The organism is Sphingomonas sp. LC-1 (assembly GCF_025371035.1).
GTDB classification, from domain to species: Bacteria; Pseudomonadota; Alphaproteobacteria; order Sphingomonadales; family Sphingomonadaceae; genus Sphingomonas; species Sphingomonas sanguinis_E.
The window spans coordinates 98,820-120,903 of record NZ_JANZXB010000004.1 but is presented as its reverse complement, the minus strand read 5'-3'; the positions used below and the strand labels follow the sequence as shown (position 1 = coordinate 120,903).

At 65.5% G+C, this 22,084-nt stretch carries 21 protein-coding genes; 13 read left to right on the top strand and 8 right to left on the bottom strand.

Annotated elements, in window-relative coordinates; all coding sequences use genetic code 11:
* The first annotated feature begins 2 nt into the window (after positions 1 to 2).
* Positions 3 to 1,043 carry a DUF2167 domain-containing protein gene (locus tag NZL82_RS07550; protein ID WP_261269163.1) on the top strand — a complete coding sequence of 347 codons (1,041 nt, stop codon included), beginning with the start codon at positions 3 to 5 and terminating at the stop codon, positions 1,041 to 1,043.
* On the opposite strand, the gene NZL82_RS07545 is transcribed toward NZL82_RS07550, so the two are convergent.
* Positions 1,025 to 2,203 (bottom strand): mechanosensitive ion channel family protein, encoded by a 1,179-nt coding sequence (locus NZL82_RS07545; protein ID WP_261269162.1) that lies wholly within the window; start codon positions 2,201 to 2,203, stop codon positions 1,025 to 1,027. The genes NZL82_RS07550 and NZL82_RS07545 overlap by 19 nt on opposite strands.
* Positions 2,204 to 2,227: 24 nt before the next feature.
* On the bottom strand, positions 2,228 to 3,229 hold the full coding sequence (locus tag NZL82_RS07540; RefSeq protein WP_261269161.1) for a DNA topoisomerase IB: 1,002 nt from the start codon (positions 3,227 to 3,229) through the stop codon (positions 2,228 to 2,230).
* Positions 3,230 to 3,354: 125 nt separating this feature from the next.
* Here NZL82_RS07540 and NZL82_RS07535 point away from each other — a divergent pair, with 125 nt between their 5' ends.
* Complete coding sequence (locus tag NZL82_RS07535) at positions 3,355 to 3,927, top strand: type 1 glutamine amidotransferase domain-containing protein (RefSeq protein ID WP_314732875.1); 573 nt, start codon at positions 3,355 to 3,357, stop codon at positions 3,925 to 3,927.
* A 125-nt stretch (positions 3,928 to 4,052) separates the two neighbouring features.
* The gene (locus NZL82_RS07530) at positions 4,053 to 4,979 is read left to right on the top strand and encodes a right-handed parallel beta-helix repeat-containing protein (protein ID WP_261269160.1); all 927 of its coding nucleotides are present in this window, start codon (positions 4,053 to 4,055) and stop codon (positions 4,977 to 4,979) included.
* Here the strand turns inward: NZL82_RS07530 and NZL82_RS07525 are convergent.
* Both NZL82_RS07525 and NZL82_RS07520 read right to left on the bottom strand, forming a co-directional pair.
* Positions 4,954 to 6,333 carry a putative O-glycosylation ligase, exosortase A system-associated gene (locus NZL82_RS07525; protein ID WP_261269159.1) on the bottom strand — a complete coding sequence of 460 codons (1,380 nt, stop codon included), beginning with the start codon at positions 6,331 to 6,333 and terminating at the stop codon, positions 4,954 to 4,956. The genes NZL82_RS07530 and NZL82_RS07525 overlap by 26 nt on opposite strands.
* Entirely contained in the window at positions 6,326 to 6,463 is a 138-nt protein-coding gene (locus NZL82_RS07520; protein WP_261269158.1) for a hypothetical protein, read from the bottom strand. The genes NZL82_RS07525 and NZL82_RS07520 overlap by 8 nt, the downstream gene beginning before the upstream one ends.
* A gap of 95 nt (positions 6,464 to 6,558) precedes the next feature.
* Between NZL82_RS07520 and NZL82_RS07515 the strand changes: the two genes are divergently transcribed.
* The 3 genes from NZL82_RS07515 to NZL82_RS07505 all read left to right on the top strand — a co-directional run bounded on the left by NZL82_RS07515 (position 6,559) and on the right by NZL82_RS07505 (position 9,096).
* On the top strand, positions 6,559 to 7,782 hold the full coding sequence (locus NZL82_RS07515) for a TIGR04063 family PEP-CTERM/XrtA system glycosyltransferase (RefSeq protein ID WP_261269157.1): 1,224 nt from the start codon (positions 6,559 to 6,561) through the stop codon (positions 7,780 to 7,782).
* On the top strand, positions 7,779 to 8,465 hold the full coding sequence (locus NZL82_RS07510; RefSeq protein ID WP_261269156.1) for a hypothetical protein: 687 nt from the start codon (positions 7,779 to 7,781) through the stop codon (positions 8,463 to 8,465). Before NZL82_RS07515 ends, NZL82_RS07510 begins: the two co-directional genes overlap by 4 nt.
* 118 nt (positions 8,466 to 8,583) lie before the next feature.
* Entirely contained in the window at positions 8,584 to 9,096 is a 513-nt protein-coding gene (locus tag NZL82_RS07505) for a hypothetical protein (protein WP_261269155.1), read from the top strand.
* A gap of 200 nt (positions 9,097 to 9,296) precedes the next feature.
* On the opposite strand, the gene acnA is transcribed toward NZL82_RS07505, so the two are convergent.
* Positions 9,297 to 11,984, bottom strand: coding sequence for an aconitate hydratase AcnA (gene acnA / locus NZL82_RS07500; RefSeq protein ID WP_261269154.1), 2,688 nt, complete (start codon positions 11,982 to 11,984; stop codon positions 9,297 to 9,299).
* A 350-nt stretch (positions 11,985 to 12,334) separates the two neighbouring features.
* Here acnA and NZL82_RS07495 point away from each other — a divergent pair, with 350 nt between their 5' ends.
* From NZL82_RS07495 to NZL82_RS07470, 6 genes are all read left to right on the top strand, one after another.
* The gene (locus tag NZL82_RS07495; protein ID WP_261269355.1) at positions 12,335 to 12,532 is read left to right on the top strand and encodes a hypothetical protein; all 198 of its coding nucleotides are present in this window, start codon (positions 12,335 to 12,337) and stop codon (positions 12,530 to 12,532) included.
* A 152-nt stretch (positions 12,533 to 12,684) separates the two neighbouring features.
* Positions 12,685 to 13,233, top strand: coding sequence for a helix-turn-helix transcriptional regulator (locus NZL82_RS07490; protein ID WP_261269153.1), 549 nt, complete (start codon positions 12,685 to 12,687; stop codon positions 13,231 to 13,233).
* 61 nt (positions 13,234 to 13,294) lie between these two features.
* Positions 13,295 to 13,642: a hypothetical protein gene (locus NZL82_RS07485; protein ID WP_261269152.1), complete on the top strand. Its 348-nt coding sequence runs from the start codon at positions 13,295 to 13,297 to the stop codon at positions 13,640 to 13,642.
* Positions 13,643 to 13,786: 144 nt separating this feature from the next.
* Positions 13,787 to 14,173, top strand: coding sequence for a hypothetical protein (locus NZL82_RS07480; protein ID WP_261269151.1), 387 nt, complete (start codon positions 13,787 to 13,789; stop codon positions 14,171 to 14,173).
* Positions 14,163 to 14,621, top strand: coding sequence for a hypothetical protein (locus NZL82_RS07475; protein WP_261269150.1), 459 nt, complete (start codon positions 14,163 to 14,165; stop codon positions 14,619 to 14,621). The genes NZL82_RS07480 and NZL82_RS07475 overlap by 11 nt, the downstream gene beginning before the upstream one ends.
* Positions 14,622 to 14,717: 96 nt before the next feature.
* Positions 14,718 to 15,086, top strand: coding sequence for a phasin family protein (locus NZL82_RS07470; protein ID WP_314732874.1), 369 nt, complete (start codon positions 14,718 to 14,720; stop codon positions 15,084 to 15,086).
* 43 nt (positions 15,087 to 15,129) lie between these two features.
* Here the strand turns inward: NZL82_RS07470 and NZL82_RS07465 are convergent, their stop codons facing one another.
* The 3 genes from NZL82_RS07465 to NZL82_RS07455 are packed head-to-tail and all read right to left on the bottom strand — an operon-like array spanning position 15,130 to position 21,144.
* Positions 15,130 to 16,719, bottom strand: coding sequence for an efflux transporter outer membrane subunit (locus tag NZL82_RS07465; RefSeq protein WP_261269149.1), 1,590 nt, complete (start codon positions 16,717 to 16,719; stop codon positions 15,130 to 15,132).
* On the bottom strand, positions 16,719 to 19,949 hold the full coding sequence (locus NZL82_RS07460; RefSeq protein WP_261269148.1) for an efflux RND transporter permease subunit: 3,231 nt from the start codon (positions 19,947 to 19,949) through the stop codon (positions 16,719 to 16,721). The genes NZL82_RS07465 and NZL82_RS07460 overlap by 1 nt, the downstream gene beginning before the upstream one ends.
* 7 nt (positions 19,950 to 19,956) lie before the next feature.
* Positions 19,957 to 21,144: an efflux RND transporter periplasmic adaptor subunit gene (locus NZL82_RS07455; RefSeq protein ID WP_405051353.1), complete on the bottom strand. Its 1,188-nt coding sequence runs from the start codon at positions 21,142 to 21,144 to the stop codon at positions 19,957 to 19,959.
* A 267-nt stretch (positions 21,145 to 21,411) separates the two neighbouring features.
* Here NZL82_RS07455 and rpiA point away from each other — a divergent pair, with 267 nt between their 5' ends.
* A complete protein-coding gene (gene rpiA, locus NZL82_RS07450; RefSeq protein ID WP_261269146.1) occupies positions 21,412 to 22,083 on the top strand; it encodes a ribose-5-phosphate isomerase RpiA in 672 nt (223 codons plus the stop codon).
* The last annotated feature ends 1 nt before the right edge of the window (position 22,084 follow it).

Genomic DNA, 22,084 nt, shown 5'->3' with positions numbered 1-22,084 from the left:
TGATGAATTTGCGGGGAACACGCGCCATCGCGGTGGCGCTGATGCTGACGGTCGCGTGCTGGTCGGGCGGGGCCATGGCCGCCGATCCGACGCCGGCGGCACACAATGCAGAGGCGCAGATCCGTGCCTTCGAACAGGGGCTGCACAAGCAGACCGGCGATGTCGTGGTCGGCTTGGCCAAGGCGACGCTGCATCTGGGCGACCGTTATTATTTCCTGCCCGCCGAAGACGCGAAGAAGGTGCTGACCCAGATTTGGGGCAACCCGGCCGATGCGGTCAGCGATGTCCTTGGTCTCGTCCTGCCGACCGGGACCACGGCGTCGGACAATGTCTGGGGCGCGGTGGTGACCTATGAGGACACCGGCTATGTCAGCGACAAGGACGCGCACGAGCAGGATTACGACAAGGTCCTGGCCGATATGCGCGAGGGCGCGGCGGAACGGAACGAGGAGCGCCGGAAGCAGGGCTTTCCGACGGTCCAGGTCGTCGGTTGGGCGCAGCCGCCCTCCTACAATGCGCAGGACCATTCGCTGGTCTGGGGGCGACAACTGAAGTTCGACGACAGCAAGGGGCCGGATTCGCTCAATTACGACGTGCGGCTGCTCGGGCGGCACGGGGTACTGAGCCTCAACATGGTGTCCGACATGGCGCATCTGGACGAGGTGCGTGCGGCGGCGGCGCAATTCGGTCGCGCGGCCAGCTTCGACCGGGGCGAGACCTATGCCGACTATGACGCCTCGACCGACAAGACCGCCGAATATGGCCTGGCGGGGCTGGTCGCGGCGGGTGCGGGCGTGGCGGCGGCCAAGAAGCTGGGCCTGCTCGCCATCATGCTGGGCTTCGGCAAGAAGTTCATCGCGCTGATCGTCGTGGCCGGGCTGGCCGTGGTCCGCTGGGGCAAGCGCCTGCTGGGCCGCAAGAATGCCGAGCCGGACGTCGAGGCGGAGCCCGCTTATGCGACCGAGGCCGAGCACGGGGTGGAACCCGCGCCGGCCGCGCCTGCGGAGCCCAAACCTACCGGGGATCAGCCCCCGGCAGTGTGATGCACCTCGACCGGCTGGACCTGCGGATAGGGCATGACCAGCGTCCCGTCCGGCGCGGCGGTGTAGGTCGTCTGGGTGGGGTAGGGGATGGAAATCCCCTCTGCCGCGAACCGCTTCATCAGCGTGACGAGCATCCGGTTGCGCAGGTCGTGCGCGGTGGCCCAGTCGTCGCCGGCCACGTCGAACTGCAATGCAAAGTCCAGGCTCGACGCGCCGAAATTCTCGAACCCGGCGCGGGCGACCTTGCCGCCTTCACCTTCGACGATCTCGGTCAGCAAGGCTGGGATACGCGCCAGCGTCTCGGGCGGGGTTTCATAGGCGACGCCGATCATGAACGACAGGCGGACATGGTCGCGCACGGTCGTATTCTGGATTTCCTTGTCGAGCAGCTGGCGGTTGGAAATGATGCGCAGTTCGCCGGTGAAGGCGCGGATGCGGGTCGACTTCAGGCCGATCGACTCGATCACGCCATTGGTACTGTCATAGCTGATCTTGTCACCGCGCCGGAACGGCCGGTCGAAGATGATGGCGAGCGCGGCGAACAGGTCGCCGAAGATGCCCTGCGCGGCCAGACCGATGGCGATACCGCCGACGCCCAGACCCGCGACCAGGCCGGTGACGTTGACCCCCAGATTGTCGAGCACCACGACCAACGCGATGGCGAACAGCACCACCGTCACGAGGAGGCGGATCAGCCCCATCGCCGACAACAACGCCTCACCCGAATAATGTTCGGATTGGGTACGATGCTCGATCGTGCCGAGGATCAGTTCGCGCGCCCAGATTGCGGCCTGGAACACGCTGGCGACGGTGAACAGGAAGCTGATCGTCTTGGCGACCTCGCCCGGCGCGCCAGAATAGCCCGCGACGAGTTGCGCGGCCAGGGTGACGATGAAGAACATGTTGGTCCGGGCGATCGCATGGCCCAGGATCACGCCCCAGCCACCGGCGAAACCGGGGCGGCTGCACAATTTGTCGCCCAGCTTGCGCACCCAGAGCAGCGCCAGCACGATGACCGCGCCGATGCCGATCGCGATCAGCACCTTCAGCCAATAATCCTGTACCCAGTTATAGGTCGCGTCGAGAATGCCCTCGACCTGATCGGGTATGCGTGAGCCGTCGAAGATCGGCGCCTTGGGCGAGGTATTGCTCGTCGCCATGGAGACTCCTGAAATGATGGGCGGTCAGGCCGCCTTGCTGGCCGGGGTTCCGGCTTCGAGAAACGCGATCAGCCCGCATTCGACGCGGGACAGCCCGGCACGGGCGCGTGGCAGGCGGAGCGACTGGCGGAACGCAGCCTGCCCCTCCTTCACCAGCGCGATCAGCGAGGGGTGGACATAGGATTTGCGCGCGATGGCGGGGGTATTGCCGAGCTTTTCGACCACCGGCTCCAGCATCGCCTTCAGGCTGAGGTCCGCTTCGGCCAGCGCCAGTGCCTCGAACGCGGCGACGCTGGCGGCCCAGGTGCGGAAATGCTTGGCAGTGAAGTCACAGCCGGTCGCCTCGCGGATATAGGCGTTCACATCCGACGAGGTGACCGGATTGGCCTCGCCCTCTTCATCGACCCAGGCGAACAAATGCTGTTCGTCCAGATCCTGGCACCGCTTGACGAAGCTGGCGAGCGACCGATCGGTCAGGGTCATGTCGCGCATCTTGCCCGACTTGCCGCGATAGCGCAGCCGCAGCGTGGTGCCCTTCACCTGGCCATGGCGCTTGCGTAGCGTCGTCGCGCCGAAACTCTTGTTGGTGGCGGCATAGGCTTCGTTGCCGACGCGGATATGGCCGTTGTCGAGCAGCCGGATGACGGCGGCAACCGCGCGCTCCTTGCACAGCCCGCGCTTCTTTAAATCCGCCTCCACGCGCTTGCGGAGTGTGGGGAGGGCATGGCCGAAGGCGGCGCAACGTTCATATTTGGCCGCTTCCTGCGCCTCGCGGAAATCGGGGTGGTAGCGATATTGCTTGCGGCCTTTCTCGTCCCAGCCGACCGCCTGGATATGGCCATTGGCGCGCGGGCAGAACCAGGCATCCTGATAGGCGGGGGGCAGGCCGATGCGGTTCAGCCGGTCGATTTCGTCGCGATCGGTGATCCGATCGCCCTTCGGGCTCCAATAGGCCCATTTGCCGCGAACCTTGGTCCGGGTGATGCCGGGCTTGCTGTCATCGCAATAGACTAATCGGGTGGCCATCGCTCTCTCTCGGGTCGTCTTTGCAAATGCGTCGCTGGTCGCTTCGTTCCGGAACGGCCGATGCGGTCACGGGTTCTGATGGGGCCGATCCCCCAAGGCATTCCCCCAGACAGGAGTTTTCCATCATGGCCGATCTTTCCCAGGCACGCGTCCTGATGCTCGCCGCCGACGGATTCGAAACCGTCGAGCTGTTCAAACCCAAACAGGCGCTCGAGGAAGCCGGCGCGAAGGTGACGCTCGCCTCGCTCAAGTCCGATCCGATCCAGGGTATGGAACAGGACATCAACAAGGCGGAGACCGCCACGCCCGACCTGACCGTCGATGAGGTCGATACCGATGATTATGATGCGCTGGTCATCCCCGGCGGCACCTGCAACCCCGACAAGCTGCGGATGAACGATCGCGCGGTCGAGATCGTCACCGAGTTCATGGAAGACGACAAGATCGTGGCCGCCATCTGCCATGGCCCCTGGCTGCTAGCCGAGGCGGACGTGATCGACGGCCGTCGCCTGACCAGCTTCCCCTCGATCCGTACCGACCTGTCCAACGCGGGCGCGGACGTGGTGGATGAGGAAGTCGTGGTCGACGGCAATCTGATCACCAGCCGCAAGCCGGACGACATCCCCGCCTTCAACCAGGCGATCCTGACCGCGTTGGAAGACGAACTGGCCGACGAGGAAGAGACCGAGGAGGCGTAAACCCGATCCTACCCATCAGGGATGGGCAGGATCCGGGCATCCCGCCGCGGGACACTACCGGGCGTCGCATCGCTGCCCCAGGCGTGGCAGGATGCGGCGCCCGCTTGTTATTTCAGGATATGTCGATGCGCCTGCTCCCGCTGCTGCTGATCGGTCTGACCTCCGGCGTCGCGCTGGCACAAGGGGCCTCCGCGCCGTTCACCGTCGGCGGGCGCGGCTTTGCGACGTTGCAGGAGGCGGTGGCGGCGATCGGCGACGGCGAGGGGACGATTCGCATTGCGCCGGGCACTTACCGCGAATGTGCGGTGCAGGGAGCCGGGCGCATCGCCTATGTCGCGGCGGAACCGGGCAAGGTGATCTTCACCCGCGTCGCCTGTGAGGGGAAGGCGGTCCTGGTCCTGCGGGGGCGGGGGGCCTCGGTGGATGGGATCGTCTTCAGCCATATCGAGGTGGCCGACGGCAACGGCGCGGGTATCCGCATCGAACGGGGGCCGCTCTCGGTCACCAACGCGATGTTCCTCGACAGCCAGTCGGGCATCCTGTCGGCCGAAGACTCGAACGGCACCGTGACGGTCGACCATTCGACCTTTTCCGGCCTGGGGCATGATCCGACCGGCAATGGCGCTCATGGCATCTATATGGGGCGCTACAAGTCGCTGCGCGTCACCGCCTGCAGGTTCGAGCGGGGGCAGGGCGGCCATTACGTCAAGACGCGCGCTCCTTATGTCGAGATACTCGACAGCAGCTTCGACGACAGCCACGGCCACGCGACCAACTATATGATCGACCTGTCCAACGGCGCGAAAGGGCGGATCGCGGGCAACGAGTTCGTCTTCGGCCGCGACAAGGACAATCACTCGACGCTGATCACCGTCGCGCCGGAGGGGGCGAAGAACGACTCCTCGGGTCTGGTGGTCGAGAATAATCGCGCACGGCTGGCGCCGGGTGCGGACTTCAAACCGGTCTTCGTCGGCAACTGGTCTGGCGAGCCGCTGGCGATCCGGGGCAATATCCTAGGGGCCGGGATCACGCCGACGGCGCGGAAATGGTAGCCTTGCCACGCGGTGGAAGACGGCCGGTCGGCGGCTTCTGCCGCCCCTCGCGGGTACGCCGCGCCAGATAGGTGTCCAGCCCGATTTGTGCCGCCAGCAACTGATAGAGGAAGGGGTTGAAGGCGATTCCGACGAACGCCCCGCCCAGCAGATAGATCAGATGCGCATGTTGAAGCGCGCCGGCGAGATGTCCGCCCCAAAGCAGCGGATCGTCCGGCCGGCGATACCGACGGCGCAACGCCTCCATCCGCAACAGCCCGGCGATGTTGATGCCCAGCCACAGGAACAGGCCGGGCCAGCCCTGCTCTCCGAGCATCTCGAAATAGCTGGAATGGTAGGCGCGGGCATGGTCGGTGGTGACCTTCTGCTCGACCTTGCTGTCATGCGCCGACCCTTCGACCGTCGTAAGGTCGTAGCGCAGATTGTTCTGAAGATAAGCCTCGAAGCCGCCGCCGAAGGGGTTGGAGGCGACATAGTCCAGCGTCCATTTCCACACCGCCAGCCGGGTCGAAGCCGATTCGTCCCCTTTATAGGTGCGGATGGTGTTCATCCGTTCGGTATAGGAGGCGGGAAGCAACGGCATGACCGCCACGCCCGCCGCCGCCAATGCACCGATATAGAGCAGCCGCCGCTTCACATCGCGCAGCATCAGCACCGCGAGCAGCGCGATGCACAGCAACCCCGTCCGCGCCGACGTGCCGACGGGGATCAGCAGGCAGGCGAAGATCAGCCCCGCGCCGAACAGCCGCACCCGCCAGTCGGGCGGGAAGATCGTGCCGTGCCTCATCAACCACAAAATGATCGGGATGGTCGCCACCGCGACCGCCGAGATGATGCTGCCCTCGTAAAAGCCGGTATTGTTGCTCACCATCAGGTTCAGTTCGCCATAACCGCCCCCGGAAAATAGCGTCTTGATCCCCCCGACGATGACGATCGAGGACAGCGACAGGATCACGAACAGCAACAGGGCCTCGACCCGCAAACGGGTGCGCAGGGTCATCGGCAGGAACACCGCAAAGGCCAGCGCCTTCCACACCCAGCTCCATTTGTCCGCGGCCTCGATTGGGAAATCGGCGCCGAAATAGGTGGTGATCGCGCAATAGATCAGCAGCAACAGGATGGCCCCCTGTCGCGCGGTGAACCGGCTGTCGCGCTTGTCGTCGGTCAATATCCATCCGCCCAGCGCCGCGACGACGGCAATCAATGAAATGGGCACGGCATTCAGCAGGTAATAGGTCAGCCGTTGGGGCGAGACGATGTCGATATAGACATAGACCAGCACCATCAGGAACGGCCGACGCAGGCCCATGGCGAACAGCCCGAACAGGAAACCGATCAGGAACAGGTCACGCATCGGGGCGCCGCCGCTTGCCAGGGGCGGGGCCCGCATCCCCCTCCTGATCCAGATCGCGGCGACCGAGCAATCGCCATGCGGCGATGAGCATCAGGCTATGGGTCAGCACAAGGGCCAAGCTGTCGATCATCGCCCTTCTTCCCGGCTAGAAACCCTACGCGTCGCCGATGCTTATAAGCCGCCGGTTGACGCGGCGTTAAGGGCTGGCATGACAGGCATATCGTCATGCGTATCCTGCATATTCTCGATCATGGCCTGCCGTTGCAAAGCGGGTACAGCTTTCGCACCCGCGCGATCCTGAAGGCGCAGGCGGCGGCCGGGCTGTCGGTCGCCGCCGTGACCGGGCCACGCCAGGGGGCGGGGACCGGAGGGTTGGAGACGGTCGATGGCCTGACCTTCTATCGCACGCCGGTTCGAGACGGCGGCGCGATGCGGCGCAGCGTGATCGGTGAGGGGGCGGGGCTGGCGGCGCAGGTTCGGGCCATCGACTCGGCGGTGAAGGCGTTTCGCCCGGATATCCTCCATGCCCATTCCCCCGTGCTCGACGCGCTGGCGGGATGGGTGGTGGCGCGGCGGCGCGGCTTGCCGCTGGTCTATGAGATACGCGCCTTTTGGGAGGATGCGGCGGTCGGCAACGGCACCGGCGTCGAGGGGAGTTCGCGCTACCGTGTCACCCGTGCGCTGGAAAGCTGGGCCTGTGCGCGCGCCGATGCGGTGGCGGTGATCTGCGAAGGGCTTCGTGGTGACCTGATCGAGCGCGGGATCGGCGCGGACAAGATCATCGTCTCGCCCAATGGCGTCGACCTGACCCTGTTCGGCCAGCCCGCGCCGCGCGACGAGGTGCTGGCGGTCGAGTGGGATTTGGCGGGTGCCGAGGTGATCGGTTTCATCGGCAGCTTCTATGATTATGAGGGGTTGGACGATCTGATCGCCGCCATGCCCCGGCTTGTGGCAGCGCGGCCCCGCGCGCGACTGCTGCTGGTCGGCGGCGGCCCGATGGAGGCGGCGTTGCGCGCGCAAGCCGGGCGTTCGCCGGTGGCGGACGCGATCCGTTTCGTCGGGCGGGTGCCGCATCAGGAGGTCGAGCGCTATTACGGGTTGGTCGATGTCCTGGCCTATCCGCGCAAGAAAATGCGGCTGACCGATCTCGTCACCCCCTTGAAGCCGCTGGAAGCGATGGCGCAGGGGCGACTCGTGGCGGCATCGGATGTCGGCGGCCATCGTGAATTGATCCGCGACGGCGTGACGGGGACGCTGTTCCCGCCCGACGATCCGGCCGCCCTGGCCGATGCGCTGGCGGGCTTGCTGGCCGACCGGTCGATTTGGGATGCCCGGCGTGCGGCGGGCCGGGCTTTCGTGGAGAAAGAGCGCGACTGGGCGTCGAATATTCGCCGTTACGAACCTGTTTACCACCGGCTATTACACGGGGCGTCGACGAGCAGCCTATGACCTTTACCGCCGAGCCCTCTCCCCATCGCTTCGCCCCCGCCCTGGCCGGTGGGGCGTTCGGCGTTATGGTCGCCTTTCTGGTGCTGGTCGCGCCGAACTGGCGGCTGGAGATGCTGGTGGCGCAGCTTGGTCTGGCGGACATCGTCGCCGCCGCGCAGCCGCCGTTGGGGACCAAGGCGCGGTTGCTGCTGGCGCTTGTCGCCGGATTCGGCGCGGGGGCGGTGACCTGGGCGGTTGCTTATCTGCTCTGGGGTCCCGGTGGCCTATTGGCGCGCAAGGCCCCGGCCGAGCATGACGAGGATGAGGATTATGTGCCCTCGGTCCGCCGTTCGGACCGGCATCCCGACGCGCCGCCGCGTCGACCGCTGCATGCTGCCGAGCTTGGTGCGCCGCCTCCGCCGGTCGAGGAGGAAATGATCGAGCGGACGCTGCCCGCCGACCTTGATCAGCCGCTCTCTGCCTATGATCCCGACGCGATCCTGTCGGTCCCGCGCGAACCGGTCCGCCCCGTTACGCCGATCGGTCTCGAAAATCCCATGCCCATCTCGCCGATGCGCGAGCCGGATCCGGCTGAAAAGGGGGCCGCCCTGCCGCGCCCGGACCGTGCGGAGGAATCGATCGAGGCGATGCTCGAACGGCTGGAGCGGGAAACCGCGCTGCGCAAGTCGCAACGATCGCATTGAGGTCGGGCGTGTGGCCGGGTTATGATCCGGCCGCCATCCTTATAGAGAACCGCGCCCGAACGCGGACACGATGGCATCCAACCGGCGAAACCCGCCGTTGCAGGATGTGGGAGAGATCATGTCGCGCGCTATCGTTCCGCTGAGCCTTGCCGTCGCATTGCTGTCCACCCAGGCGGCCATGGCGAAATCGCCCCAAAGCTATAGCTGGGGCAAGCCCGGCACCACCCGCGAATTGTTCGAGAGCGGCAGCCGCGCCTGCATGCTCAAGGCTGCGCGGCGTGATGTGACCGGGGATGACGAGGCGCGCAAATATGTCCGCGGTTTCGAGGTGCTCGAACGCGAGAACAACATGCCCGCGGTGGGGGGTGAGTCGGTGTTCGACCGGAGCGAACGGCAAGTCCTTCTCCGGCGTCTGTACCGCCCGGACCAGCATGTCGATGCCTTGCAGGCCCAGCTTCAGGACGAAGTGGATGGGTGTCTGGTTCGATCGGGCTATACCCGCTTTGCGCTGACCAAGGATCAGGAACGAACGCTGAAGCGCCTGCAAGCCGGGTCCGAGCAGCGGAAAGCCTATCTCTACACGCTCGGCAGCGATGCGCAGATCGTCGAGGCGCAAAAGGTCGCCGACTGACCCCATCCATCCCGCGCGAAAGATTGGGGCAGGAGCCACCTTGAGGTGATGGCGGAGGGGCGGGTGCGCGTGCCTCTCGGAACGCCCCGCCGATTCACCTCCGCTACCCATTCCAAGTGGAAAAAAAGGCCCGTCCGGATCGCTCCGGGCGGGCCCATTCTTGCGGGGAGGCGGGCCATCAGCCCGCCCCACCAGGCCGCTTACGCAGCCAGGTTGCGCAGCACGTACTGCAGGATGCCGCCGTTCAGGAAATATTCCAGCTCGTTGACGGTATCGATGCGGCACTTGGTCAGGAAGGTCTCGGTCGAGCCGTCCTTGCGGGCCAGGATCACTTCGACATCCTGACGCGGGCGCAGGCCTGCGACGTTCTGGATGGTGAAGGTCTCGGTGCCGTCCAGCTTCAGCGTCTCGCGGGTCACGCCCTCGGCGAACTGAAGCGGCAGGACGCCCATGCCGACCAGGTTCGAGCGGTGGATGCGCTCGAAGCTCTCGGTGATGACCGCGCGCACGCCGAGCAGGTTGGTGCCCTTCGCCGCCCAGTCGCGCGACGAGCCGGTGCCATATTCCTTGCCCGCGACGATGACGAGCGGCGTGCCGTCGGCCTTGTGACGCATCGCGGCGTCATAGATCGGCATCACTTCGCCGTCATACTGGGTCATGCCGCCTTCGACGCCCGGCACCATCTCGTTCTTGATGCGGATATTGGCGAAGGTGCCGCGCATCATCACGTCATGGTTGCCGCGACGCGCGCCATAGGAGTTGAAGTCCTTCTTGGCGACCTGATGCTCCTGCAGGAACGTGCCTGCCGGGCTGTCCGCCTTGATCGAACCGGCCGGGCTGATGTGGTCGGTGGTGATCGAGTCGCCCAGGATGGCGAGCGGCTTTGCCTCGATGATGTCGGTGACGGGCTTCGGCGTCATCTCCATGCCCTCGAAATAGGGCGGGTTGGCGACATAGGTCGAAGCGGCGGGCCAGGCATAGGTGTCCGAGCCGGTCACTTCGATCGCCGACCACTTGGCGTCGCCCGCATAGACGTTGCCGTAGCGCGAACGGAACATCTCGTCGTCGATGTTCGCATCCATCAGGCTGCGCACTTCGTCGTTCGAGGGCCAGATGTCCTTCAGATAGACGTCCTGGCCGTCCTTGCCCTGGCCGATCGGCGTTTCGCGCATGTCCTGCGTGACGGTGCCCTTCAGCGCATAGGCCACCACGAGCGGCGGCGAGGCGAGGAAGTTGGCGCGCACGTCGGGCGACACGCGGCCTTCGAAGTTGCGGTTGCCCGACAGGACCGAGGCGGCGACGATGTCATTCCCATTGATCGCCTTCGAGATCGGCTCGGCGAGCGGACCCGAATTGCCGATGCAGGTGGTGCAGCCATAGCCGACCAGGTTGAAGCCGATCGCGTCGAGATCGGCGGTCAGGCCCGCCTTGTCGAGATAATCGGTCACGACCTGCGAACCGGGGGCGAGCGAGGTCTTGACCCAGGGCTTGGGCTTCAGGCCCAGCGCGTTCGCCTTGCGCGCGACCAGACCGGCGGCGACCAGCACCGACGGGTTCGAGGTGTTGGTGCAGCTGGTGATCGCGGCGATCACGACGTCGCCATCGCCAATGTCATGGCCACGATCGTCGACCGAGACGCGCGCGGGCGCTTCCTTCTTGTACACCTTGGCGAGGTCGGCGTTGAACACGTCGTCGACTTCGGTGAGCACGACCTTGTCCTGCGGACGCTTCGGACCCGCCAGCGACGGTACGACCGTCGACATGTCCAGTTCCAGCGTGTCGGTGAAGACGGGGTCGGCGGCATCGTCGTGACGCCAGAAGCCGTTCGCCTTGGCATAAGCCTCGACCAGCGCGACATTCTCGTCCGAACGGGCGGTCAGGCGCATATAGTCGAGCGTCTTGTCGTCGATCGGGAAGAAGCCGCAGGTCGCGCCATATTCCGGTGCCATGTTGGCGATGGTCGCACGGTCGGCGAGCGTCATGGACGACAGGCCGGGGCCATAGAACTCGACGAAGCGGCCGACCACGCCCTTGGCGCGCAGCATCTGGGTGATGGTCAGAACCAGGTCGGTGGCGGTGATGCCTTCCTGAAGCTTGCCGGTCAGCTTGAAGCCGACGACTTCGGGGATCAGCATCGACACGGGCTGACCGAGCATCGCGGCTTCCGCCTCGATCCCGCCCACGCCCCAGCCGAGCACGCCCAGGCCGTTGATCATCGTGGTGTGGCTGTCGGTGCCGACCAGCGTGTCCGGGTACGCGATCGCGGACGAACCCTGCGCATGTTCACCGGTCTCGGTCGAGGACCAGATGGCCTGGCCGATATATTCCAGGTTCACCTGGTGGCAGATGCCGGTGCCCGGCGGAACGACCGAGAAATTGTCGAGCGCCTTCGAGCCCCACTTCAGGAACTCGTAGCGTTCCATGTTGCGCTGGTACTCGAGGTCGACGTTATCCTCGAACGCCTTGGGCGTGCCGAACTCGTCGACCATGACCGAGTGGTCGATGACGAGGTGGACGGGAACCTGCGGATTGATTTTGGCCGCGTCGCCGCCCAGCTTGGTGATCGCGTCGCGCATCGCGGCGAGGTCGACCACGCAGGGAACGCCGGTGAAGTCCTGCATCAGCACGCGGGCCGGGCGATACTGGATCTCGCGGTCCGAACGCTGGGTCTTCTGCCAGTCGACGATCGCCTGGATATCCTCACGCGTGACGGTCTTGCCGTCCTCGAAGCGCAGGAGATTCTCCAGCAGCACCTTCATCGAGAAGGGCAGGCGGCTGATGTCGCCGAGCTGCTCGGAAGCCTTGGCGAGGCTGTAATAATCATAGGTCTTACCATCGACGTCGAGCGTCGAGCGGGTCTTCAGGCTGTCCTGGCCTATCGCAGTCATGGGCGTCCCTTCTTGGTCGAGCCGGGCACGCCCAGGGGGACACGGCAGCTTCAGCCGCGGGCAGGCGCGCCGGGGATAGATCCGGTTGACACGCGCGGCCTTAGCAATGGCTTGCTCCAAGGGGAAGGGTGTCGCGACGCGAAACAGGGTTCTCGCGGCCAAGCTGTCCCGGTCGGCGATCGAAAGCGTGGAAAATGCGTGGAACAGGCACGCCAAATGACGGGTTCAGCCATGATGAATGGAGTTCGGACGATGCGCGGCCTGTTATTATCCTTGTTTTCCAAGCCCGCGCCCCGTCGCGGGGCCGCCATTGGAGAGACCCTTTCCGCCGTCCTGGCCGGGTGGCGGCGATGACGCGCGACCAGCCAAAAGTGCCGCGCCGCCCCGATCCGATCGTCGCGGTCGGTCTTTTGACTCAGCGAGACCTCGACGTACTGGGGTCGGGCTTTCGCCGTTCCTTCCCGGTCGAGGAGGATGCGGCGTTCGACGACCTGCTTCGCGCGCTCGATTCGATCGAGGGTATAAGGTTGCCCGGTAAACCCGGCTAATAGGCGTCAATAATCGAAGTAAACGATTAACTTTGTTTCTTAATGGTTCCTTCCGCGCCGGATCGGTGACGGAACGGCTTGGCGTGGCCCCATAGTCCCGGCTAGGGCATATTCATGCCTGGACGGATCCTCCGGCGTGGCCGGAAAACGAGATGACCCCCGAACGTTTCGCCCTTCTTACGCGCCGCCACCGCGAATGCCTGCGTGGCGTGAAAGCGCTCAAGGGGTCCAAGGAAATCGCCACCGAACTGGGCCTGGGAAAATCGACGGTCGACAGCTATCTGGCGGAGGCGGTGCGCCTGCTCGGCGCGCGCAATCGCCGTGAGGCGGCCTTGGCCCTGGCCGAATATGAGGCGGAGGTGGGTGACCAAGTCAATGTAATCATTGAAGAAGAGGCCCCGCATAAAATCATACCCGATTCTTCGGGGCTGTTTTCCGAGCCGAACCCTGTGCCAGTTCCGATCTCACCGGATGGGAGTACGGTCGGTGGGGCGGTGCAGGACGGCCATGTCCACGCATCGTCCCGCTTGCCCCTTCCGATCCGGCGGCGAGGTCAGCTCCGCAACGACATGACGATGGCCGAAAGGCTGTTATGGGTTCCCACGATCGCCATCGCATTCGCCATCGGCTTCGGCATGTTGGCGACCGGATTGGACGTGATGACCCGCGTGATCGGTCGGATGTCGCACCTTGCCGGTTGACCATGGTCCACCGCGCCCTGTTTTGGCGGCGCGCGGGCATCACGAACGGGGAAGGCGAGCGATGACGGCAGAGCATGAAGCGGCGGTCCAGGTGACCCGTCTGTTGTGGAAGCTGGAAAATGATCTCGATGCGGCCTTTGCGACCGCAGGCGCGCTGGCGGTGGCCTTGCCCCAGGCGCGGGCGGAGGCAAAATTGTCGGCGGTGGTGGGGCAGCACGCCTTCGAACTGCTGAGCCAGGCGATGCTGGCGATCGGCCAGGCACGCGGCGCCGCAGTGCAGAGCCACCGGGTGCTGGAGAAGGTCGGCAAGACGATCGGATTCGATGCCGACGATTATGGCGATACCCGTCCCAAGCCGCCCGAAGTGACCGGGCTGGTCGCGCCCACGCCACTGCGCGTTGCGGCCTGAAGACCGCTTCGGCGACGTGCCCGCCCCCGCTTCCTGTTCGCGGTGCGCGTCGTGACGCATATTTATATTTTTCATATCCTGCAGGGCGCGGTCTGTCTTTACGCGCTGCTCCGCGGTGGGCGCCCCGAAAGATGGACCGCGATCATGTTGTTCTTCGCCTCGGTGGCGACATGGCTCATTCCCTTCGATCCCTCGACCAGCTTTCGCTCGATCGAGACGTTCGAACTGGTCATCGACCTGTCGTTGATGGGCGGGTTGATGACGGTCGCCTTGCTGGCCAACCGATTCTGGCCGCTCTGGTTGGCGGCGCTGCATCTGCTGGCGATCGGAATCCATGGCGTGCGCGGATTCGACGCCGATCTGGTGCCGTGGATGTATGCGGCGGCGGGGGGCAAGCTGGCCTATCCGATGATCCTGGTGCTCGCGCTGGGCGTAATGCGGCATCAACGGCGGCTGGCGATCCACGGACAGGACCCGGACTGGAGCCTGCCATGGCGGGCGAACTGGCGGAGGGTGCGCAATGACGTCTGATCTGCGCCTCCTCCATTGGCCGGAGGACGATCGTGCCAGCTTCACCCAGTTCACCGTCATCATGACCGAGGTTCAGGCCCGTATCCAGGCAATTTCCGGCGAAGCGGGGGGCGTGCCGGTGCCCCGTCCTCCGCGTGAGCCCACGCCGCGCGAATGCGCCGCGATGATCCTGCGCCACCGGCGCGGCGTTCGCGCGATGGCGCGGGCCGATGGCGATCTGTTCGGTGATCCCGCCTGGGAAATCCTGTTGGCCATATTCGCGGCGGACGTGCCGCAGAGCGAGACGGCCATTTTGGAGGCGGCGGGCTTTGCGCCCGACGGATTGGTCGGGGCCCGGTGGGTTCGCCTGCTCATGGCGCGGGACTGGGTCGCTCGGACCTTGGAGGGCCGATTGCGCCTCACCGATAAGGGGCTGGCGAGCCTGAGCGCGATCTTCGAGCAGATGTAATCCAGCCGCTTCGGCGTCGTCACGGCAGGATGCCGTGCAACTCCCGGCGCGCCCAAGGGTTCAATTGAAACGGACGATGGGCAAGGAGAGTATGAAATGGCCGACGATTTCGGAAATGGTGGCGGTGCAGGCGCGATCGGTGGCGATATGGGCGCGGAGCGCTTCACCGACAGCCTGAAGGGCGCTGGCGAGGCGATGAAGGCATCGGGGCAGAAAATGGCCGAGGGCGGTTCGGTGGTGACGCTCAAGATGCTCGATCAGGCCGAAACCAATGCGCGCGAGGCTTTTTCCGCCATGCGCGCCGCCGCCTCCGCCAAGGATCTGTCGGACGTGATGCGCATTCAGACCGACTTTCTGCGCGAACAGGGAAACCGGTCCATGTCGCAGGCGCGCGAGATCGGCGAGTTGATCGTCCAGTTCGGTCGGGATGCCATCGGGGCGGCACGCGGCCCCGAACAAGGCTGATGCTTTCGTCCCGCCCCGGCCCTTCGCGCCGGGGCGGGACGCTTTATCCGCCGGGCGTCAGCGGCACCGGGCCGTCGGGCGTCGCTTCCAGGAGTGAATCGCCGCCCAGCACGCGGTAGAGCGACACGCGGTTGCTGGCTTCGACCAACTGGGTCGCGATCACCGTCCGCTGCGCCGAGTAGAGCGAGCGCTGCGCATCCAGCGTGTTGAGGAACGGTGTGATGCCCCCGCGATAGCTCGCCTCGGTCAATCGATAGGTATCAGCCGCCGCCGATAGGAAGCGGCGATTGGCGCCAAGCTGATCCGCGATCGTGCCTTGCCGCGCCAAAGCATCGGCGGTCTCCTGAAAAGCGGTCTGGATCGCCTTTTCATAGGTCGCCAGCGCCGCATCGCGCTGAGCCTCGGTATATTGGACGTTCGCGACGCCCGCTCCGGCCTGGAAGATCGGATAGCTGACGGCGGGTGCGACCGAATAGTTGAAGCTGCCGCCCGAGAAGAGCGAAGTCAGTGCCGTACTGGCGAAACCGACCAATCCGGTCAGCGAGATGCGCGGGAACAAGGCCGCGCGCGCCGCGCCGATCTGTCCATTGGTGGCGCGCAGCAGATACTCTGCCTGCACCACATCGGGGCGGCGCAACAGGATGCCCGAGTCGAGCCCGGCGGGCAGGGTGGCGATCGTCGGCGCCGCTTGCTCGATCGAACGAGGAAGCAGGGCGGCATCGATCGGCGCGCCGACCAGGAGTTGCAGCGCGTTCACGTCTTGCGCGACGGCGGTCTTCTGCTGCGCCAGATCGGCCTGCGCGGTCGCGAGCACCTGTTCGGCCTGCCGCAGATCGGTGCGCGGTGCGATCCCGCCGGTCAGCCGCGCACGGGTCAGGGTGACGCTGCGTTCCGCATTGGCCGCGGTCTGCTGCGCGATGGTCAGCAGGCTTTGGTCCGCCGCATAGTTGAGCCAGGCATCGGCAATATCCCCGACCAGGGTCAGCCGGGTCGCGCGTGCCGCCGCTTCGGTCGCGAAATAACGGTCGAGCGCCGCCCCGGTCAGCGAGCGGATGCGGCCGAACAGATCCAGTTCGAAGGCGGTGGTGCCAAGATTGACCGACCAGGCGCTGCCGCTGCCATTGGCGCCGGAAACGATCGTGCCACCGGCGCCACCGGTGCCGGTTCCCGTACCGCCCGTGCCTGTTCCGCCCGTGCTTGTCCCCGTACCCGTTCCGGTGCCTCCGGTACCGGTCCCCGTGCCCGTGCTGCCATTGCCGATGGCTTGGCTGCCCGCCCCGCCCGATCCCCGGTCGGTATAGCTATAGCGGCCTGTCGCATCGATCTGGGGAAACAGGCTGCCGCGCTGGATGCGATATTGCGCGCGGGTCGAGGCGATGTTCGCCGCCGCCACGCGCAGGTCGCGGTTATTGGCCAGCGCCTGGACGATCAGCCGCTGCAACCGGGCGTCGCGGAACACGTCGCTATAGCGGACGCTGGGCAGCGCCGCTTCCGACTGGCGAAGATAGGCGTCGCCGATCGGCCATGACGGCGGGACCGGTGTCGCGGGTCGCTCATATCGGGGAGCCATCGAACAGGCGGACAGCGCGCTCGCGGCCAGCAGCATGGCGGGGAAGGGGGACAGGATACGCATCAGGCCTGCTCCGTGCCCGGTTTTTGCTCGACGGGCTTATGGCCCGCACCATGTTCGCTCATCGGCTTGCCGCGCAGCCGCGCCAGACCGTTGCGCACCGACCGGCGCACCAGCACGAAGAATAGCGGGATGTAGAAGATCGCCAGGACCGTCGCGGTCAGCATTCCGCCGATCACGGCAGTGCCGATCGCGATGCGGCTGTTCGCGCCCGCACCCGTCGAGATGGCGAGCGGCAACACGCCGAAGATGAACGCGAAGCTGGTCATCAGGATCGGACGCAGACGGATCTTGGCGGCCTCCAGCGCGGCGTCGATGACGCGCTTGCCCTGTTTCTCCGCCTGCTCCGCGAATTCGATCATCAGGATCGCGTTCTTCGCCGCTAGCCCCATGGTCGTCAGCAGACCGATCTGGAGATAGACGTCGTTGGTCAGTCCGCGCAGCGTCACGAAGGCGACCGCGCCGATCAGGCCGAGCGGGATGACCAGCAGCACCGCGAACGGGATCGACCAGCTTTCATACAGCGCGGCGAGGCACAGGAAGACGACCAGGATCGACAGCCCGTACAGGATCGGCGCCTGACCGCCCGACAGCCGTTCCTGATAGGACAGCCCCGCCCAGGCGATCGAGGTGCCCGGAATCTGCGAAGCCAGTTCGGTCATCCGCTGCATCGCGTCGCCCGAGCTGTAACCCGGCGCGGCCGACCCCTGGAATTCGTAGGAAGGGATGCCGTTGAACCGTGACAGGGTGGTCGGCGCCACGCCCCAGTTGATCGTCGAGAAGGAGGAGAAGGGGGCCATTTGCCCGCTCGACCCTCGTACGAACCATTGTTTCAGGTCCTCGGGTTCGCCGCGATAGGGTGCGTCACCCTGGACGAAGACGCGCTTCACGCGGCCGCGATCGATGAAGTCGTTGACATATTGCCCGCCCCAGGCGGTCGACAGGGTCGAGTTCACCTGTTGCTGGGTCAGCCCCAGCGCCGCCAGTTTCTGCTGGTCGAGGTCGACGCGCAGCGTGGCGATGTCGGGCAGCTCGGTCAGGCGGACTGAGGCAAGCATCGGGTCGGCATTGGCCTTGGCGAGCAGCTGGTCGCGGATCGCCTCGAACTTCTCCAGCGGCATGCCGGAGATGTTCTGCAACTCCATGGTGAAGCCGTCCGACTGGCCGAGGCCGCGAATGGCGGGCGGGACCAGCGCGAAGACCTGCGCGTCGCGAAGCCCCCGGAACGCGGCGGAGGCACGGCCGGTAATCGCGTCGGCGTTGTTTTCCTTGCCCTTGCGGTCGGCCCAGTCGACGAAGTTGATGAAGCCCTGGCCGGTATTCTGGCCGCTGGTGCCGCCACCGCCGCCGCCCGCGACGGTAAAGAGCACCTTGACGTTCTTGCCCTCATTCTGGGCGAAATATTGCTCGACCCGGCGCTGGACCTCCATGGTGCGACCCTGGGTCGCGCCGGCGGGCAGACGGAACTGGATGATCGCCGACCCCTGATCCTCGGTCGGCAGGAAGCCGGTGGGCAGACGCAGGAACAGGATCGCCAGCAGCGCGACGACGCCGACATAGATCAGCAGGAACAGCCATTTGCGATCGACGACGGTGCGTACCGCGGAGGTGTATTTCTCGACCGTCCAGTCGAACCGGATGTTGAAACCGTCCTTCGCGCGCTGAAGCCCATGCGCCACGCGCGGGAACTTGCGGTCGAGCCAAGCGCCTTCTTCGCCCTCCTTGGCCTTTTGCTTTAAAAGGCTTGCGGTCAGGGCGGGGGACAGGATGATCGCGACGGCGACCGACAGGATCATCGCCGAGACGATGGTGATCGAGAATTGGCGATAGATGACGCCGGTCGATCCACCGAAGAACGCCATCGGCAGGAACACCGCCGACAGGACGAGCGCGATGGCGATCAGCGCGACGGTGATCTCATTCATCGACTCGATCGTCGCCTCGCGCGGGGTCATGTCGGGATTTTCTTCGAGCAGTCGCTCGACATTCTCCACGACCACGATCGCGTCATCGACCAGCAGGCCGATCGCCAGCACCAGCCCGAACAGGGTCAGGGTGTTGATCGAGAACCCCGCCAGATAGAAGATGGCGAAGGTGCCCAGCAGCACCACCGGCACCGCGATCGTCGGGATCAACGTCGCGCGCCAGCTTTGCAGGAAGACGAACATGACGATGACGACGAGGATGATCGCCTCGATCAGCGTCTTGACCACCTCGTCGATCGACAGCTTGATGAAGGCGGTGGTGTCGTTGGCATAGGCGACCTTCAGCCCCGGCGGAAAGGTCTTGGCGACGCGGGTGATCTCCGCCTTGACCAGCTCGGCGGTCTTCAGCGCATCGGCGCCCGGTGCCATCAGCACGGCGATGCCCGCGCCCGGATGCTGGTTGATCCGGCTGACCGCGGCATAGCTTTCCGCGCCCAATTCGATCCGCGCCACATCGGACAGCTTGACCGTTGCGCCGTTGTTCAGCGTCTTCACGATGATCTCGCGAAACTGCTCGGGCGTCTGGAGCCGCGACATGGAGGTCACGGTGGCGTTCAGCATCTGCGTGGTGGGCGACGGGGTGCCGCCGACCTCACCCGCCGCGACTTCGGTATTCTGGTTCTGGATCGCGGTGACGATGTCCGAGGGCATCAGCTGATAGGAGGCCAGCCGCTCCGGGTTGAGCCAGATGCGCATCGCATATTGCGAGCCGAAGACATTGGTGTCGCCCACGCCCTGGATACGGCCGAGCGGATCCTGGAGATTGGAGACGAGATAATCGGAGACGTCCTGGTTCGTCATCCGGTTCGTTTCGTCATACACGCCCGCGATCAACAGGAAGTCGGGGTTCGACTTGCGGACGACCAGGCCCTGTTGCTGCACCTGTTGCGGCAGGCGCGCGACCGATTGCTGGACCTGGTTCTGGACTTGCACCTGCGCGATGTCGGGATCGGTGCCCTTGGCGAAGGTCGCGGTGATCGTCACCGAGCCGCGGCTGGACGAGGAGGACTGGAAATAAAGCAGCCCGTCAATGCCGGTCAGCTGCTGTTCGATGACCTGCGTGACCGAATTCTGCAGCGTCTGGGCGGAGGCGCCGGGGAAGGTGGCGCGGATCGACACCTGGGGCGGGGCGACGTCGGGATATTGCGCGATGGGCAGGCCCATGATCGCGCCGACGCCTGCCAGCATGACGATGATGGCAAGGACCCAGGCGAAGATGGGACGATCGATGAAGACGCGGCTGAGCATGGTTCGGTCAGCCCGCCTTGCCCTTGGCGGCCTGCATCTTCTTCAGCTGTTCGGGCGAGGGGGGCTGGACCTTTTGCGGGCTGTCGGCGGGGACCGCCTTCACGCTCTGCCCTGCGCGCAGATTGGCGAGGCCCTGGGTCACGATCCTGTCGCCGGGCTTCAGCCCATCGGTGACCACCCAGAACGCGCCCTGGGTGCGTTCGGCGCGGACCGTCTTCTGCTGGACCTTGTCGTTCGGGCCGACGACGAACAGCGTCGCATTGCCCTTCGGATCGCGGGCAATCGCCTGTTGCGGGACCAGATAGGCGCCGGTGTCGATCGCCTGCGCGAACCGCGCGCGGACGAACATGCCGGGCAGCAGCAGGCCTTGCGGATTGGGGAAGCGCGCACGCAGCGTCACCGTGCCGGTCTGCGGATCGACCACCGCCTCGGCGAACTCGACCGTGCCGGTCTGGCCGTAATCGGTCCCGTCCTCCAGCCGCAGCGAGACACGCGCGCTGGCCGGGATCAGGCCGTCGCGGGCCGCCAGGCTGCGGCGAAGCGACAGCAGGTCGGACGCCGACTGCTGAATATCGACGAAGATCGGGTCCAGTCGTTGAATCTGCGCCAGCGGATCGGTCTGGTTGGAACTGACCAGCGCACCGACGGTGAACAGCGAGCGTCCGATCCGCCCGCTGATCGGGGCGGGGACGGTGGTGAATTGCAGATTGACGCGTGCCGTCTCCAGCGCGGCACGGGTCTGCGCCACCTGCGCCGCCGCCTGTCGGGCGGATGCCTGGGCGTTGGTATAATCCTGCTTCGAGATCGCCTCGATCTGCGCCAGCGGGCGATAGCGTTCGGCCTGTATCCGCGTCGCTTCCGCATTGGCCTGCGCGCTTTGCAGGTTCGCCGCGGCCTGGTTCACCGAGGCGCGATAGAGGCGCGGATCGATCTCGTAGAGCGGCTGGCCCCGCTTGACGAGTGAGCCCTCGGTAAAGAAGCGGCGGCGGATGACGCCGGTCACCTGCGGACGGACGTCGGAGCTTTCGAAGGCGGTGGTCCGCGCGGCCAGTTCGGTCACGATCGGCGCGTTGGTCGGCTGCACGGTGACATAGCCGATGGTCGGCGTCTGCTGCTGCCCGCCAGCGCCCCCCTTGGACGCGCCGCCCTTGTCACCACCACCGCATGCCGACACGCTCGCCAGCGCCAAGACCATGGCCGTGCCGGCAAGCGCCCGGCGCCCGCGAAAGCCTGGAAAGTTCAAATCGTCCACCTGCCTGAAATGCCGAGCGGGAGCCCGGCTCGCACGTCAATGCGCGATCCGGGCAAATGTTGCTGTCTCGTGGCAAAGTGCACGAGGCGGGGTCGAAAAGGCAAGGGATGATGGCCTATTTGCGGATGCCTTAATTGTCGCAATTTGTCGCGCTGCGACAAATCCGGCGATGCGGGAGCTTTTGGGGTTCTGATGCATTCTCAAAAAGACATGATCGATCGGGACGCCGACAAGCGCCTAGCCGCAGTCGCTGCGGTGCGGGAGGTATGCGACGATATGCTGGTGGGCCTGGGAACGGGCTCGACGGCGACGCATGCCATTGCCGCGCTGGCCGAGCGTCGCCTGCGTATTGAGACGGTGGCGACGTCGCACGCCAGTGCGAAGCTGGCCGAATCGCTGGGGTTGCGCGTGCGCGATTTCGCCGAGGTGTCGCGGGTCGATCTGGCGATCGACGGTGCGGATGCGATCGACGCGGAACTGTATGCGGTCAAAGGAGCGGGCGGCGCGATGCTGCGCGAGAAGGTGGTGGCGGACGCCGCCGACCGGATGATCGTGATCGCCGATGGTTCGAAGCGGGCGCAACGGTTGGGCGGCACCCCGCTGCCGGTCGAAATCCTGCCCTTTGCCAAGAGCTATGTTGTTGCGCGATTGGCCCATTTCTTCGACCGGACAGCCGAACGACCCAATTATCGCACCGACAATGGCAATATCGTCGTCGACGGCCATGGCTGGGACGACACCGCGCTACAGACCCTGGCGGATTCTCTGGTAGCGATACCGGGCGTTGTCGGGCATGGTCTGTTCCTGCGCGAAATCGACGCGGCCTATATTGCCGATGGCGGGATTGTTACCCGGCTGGAACGGGGGCGGAACCCGCGCTAAG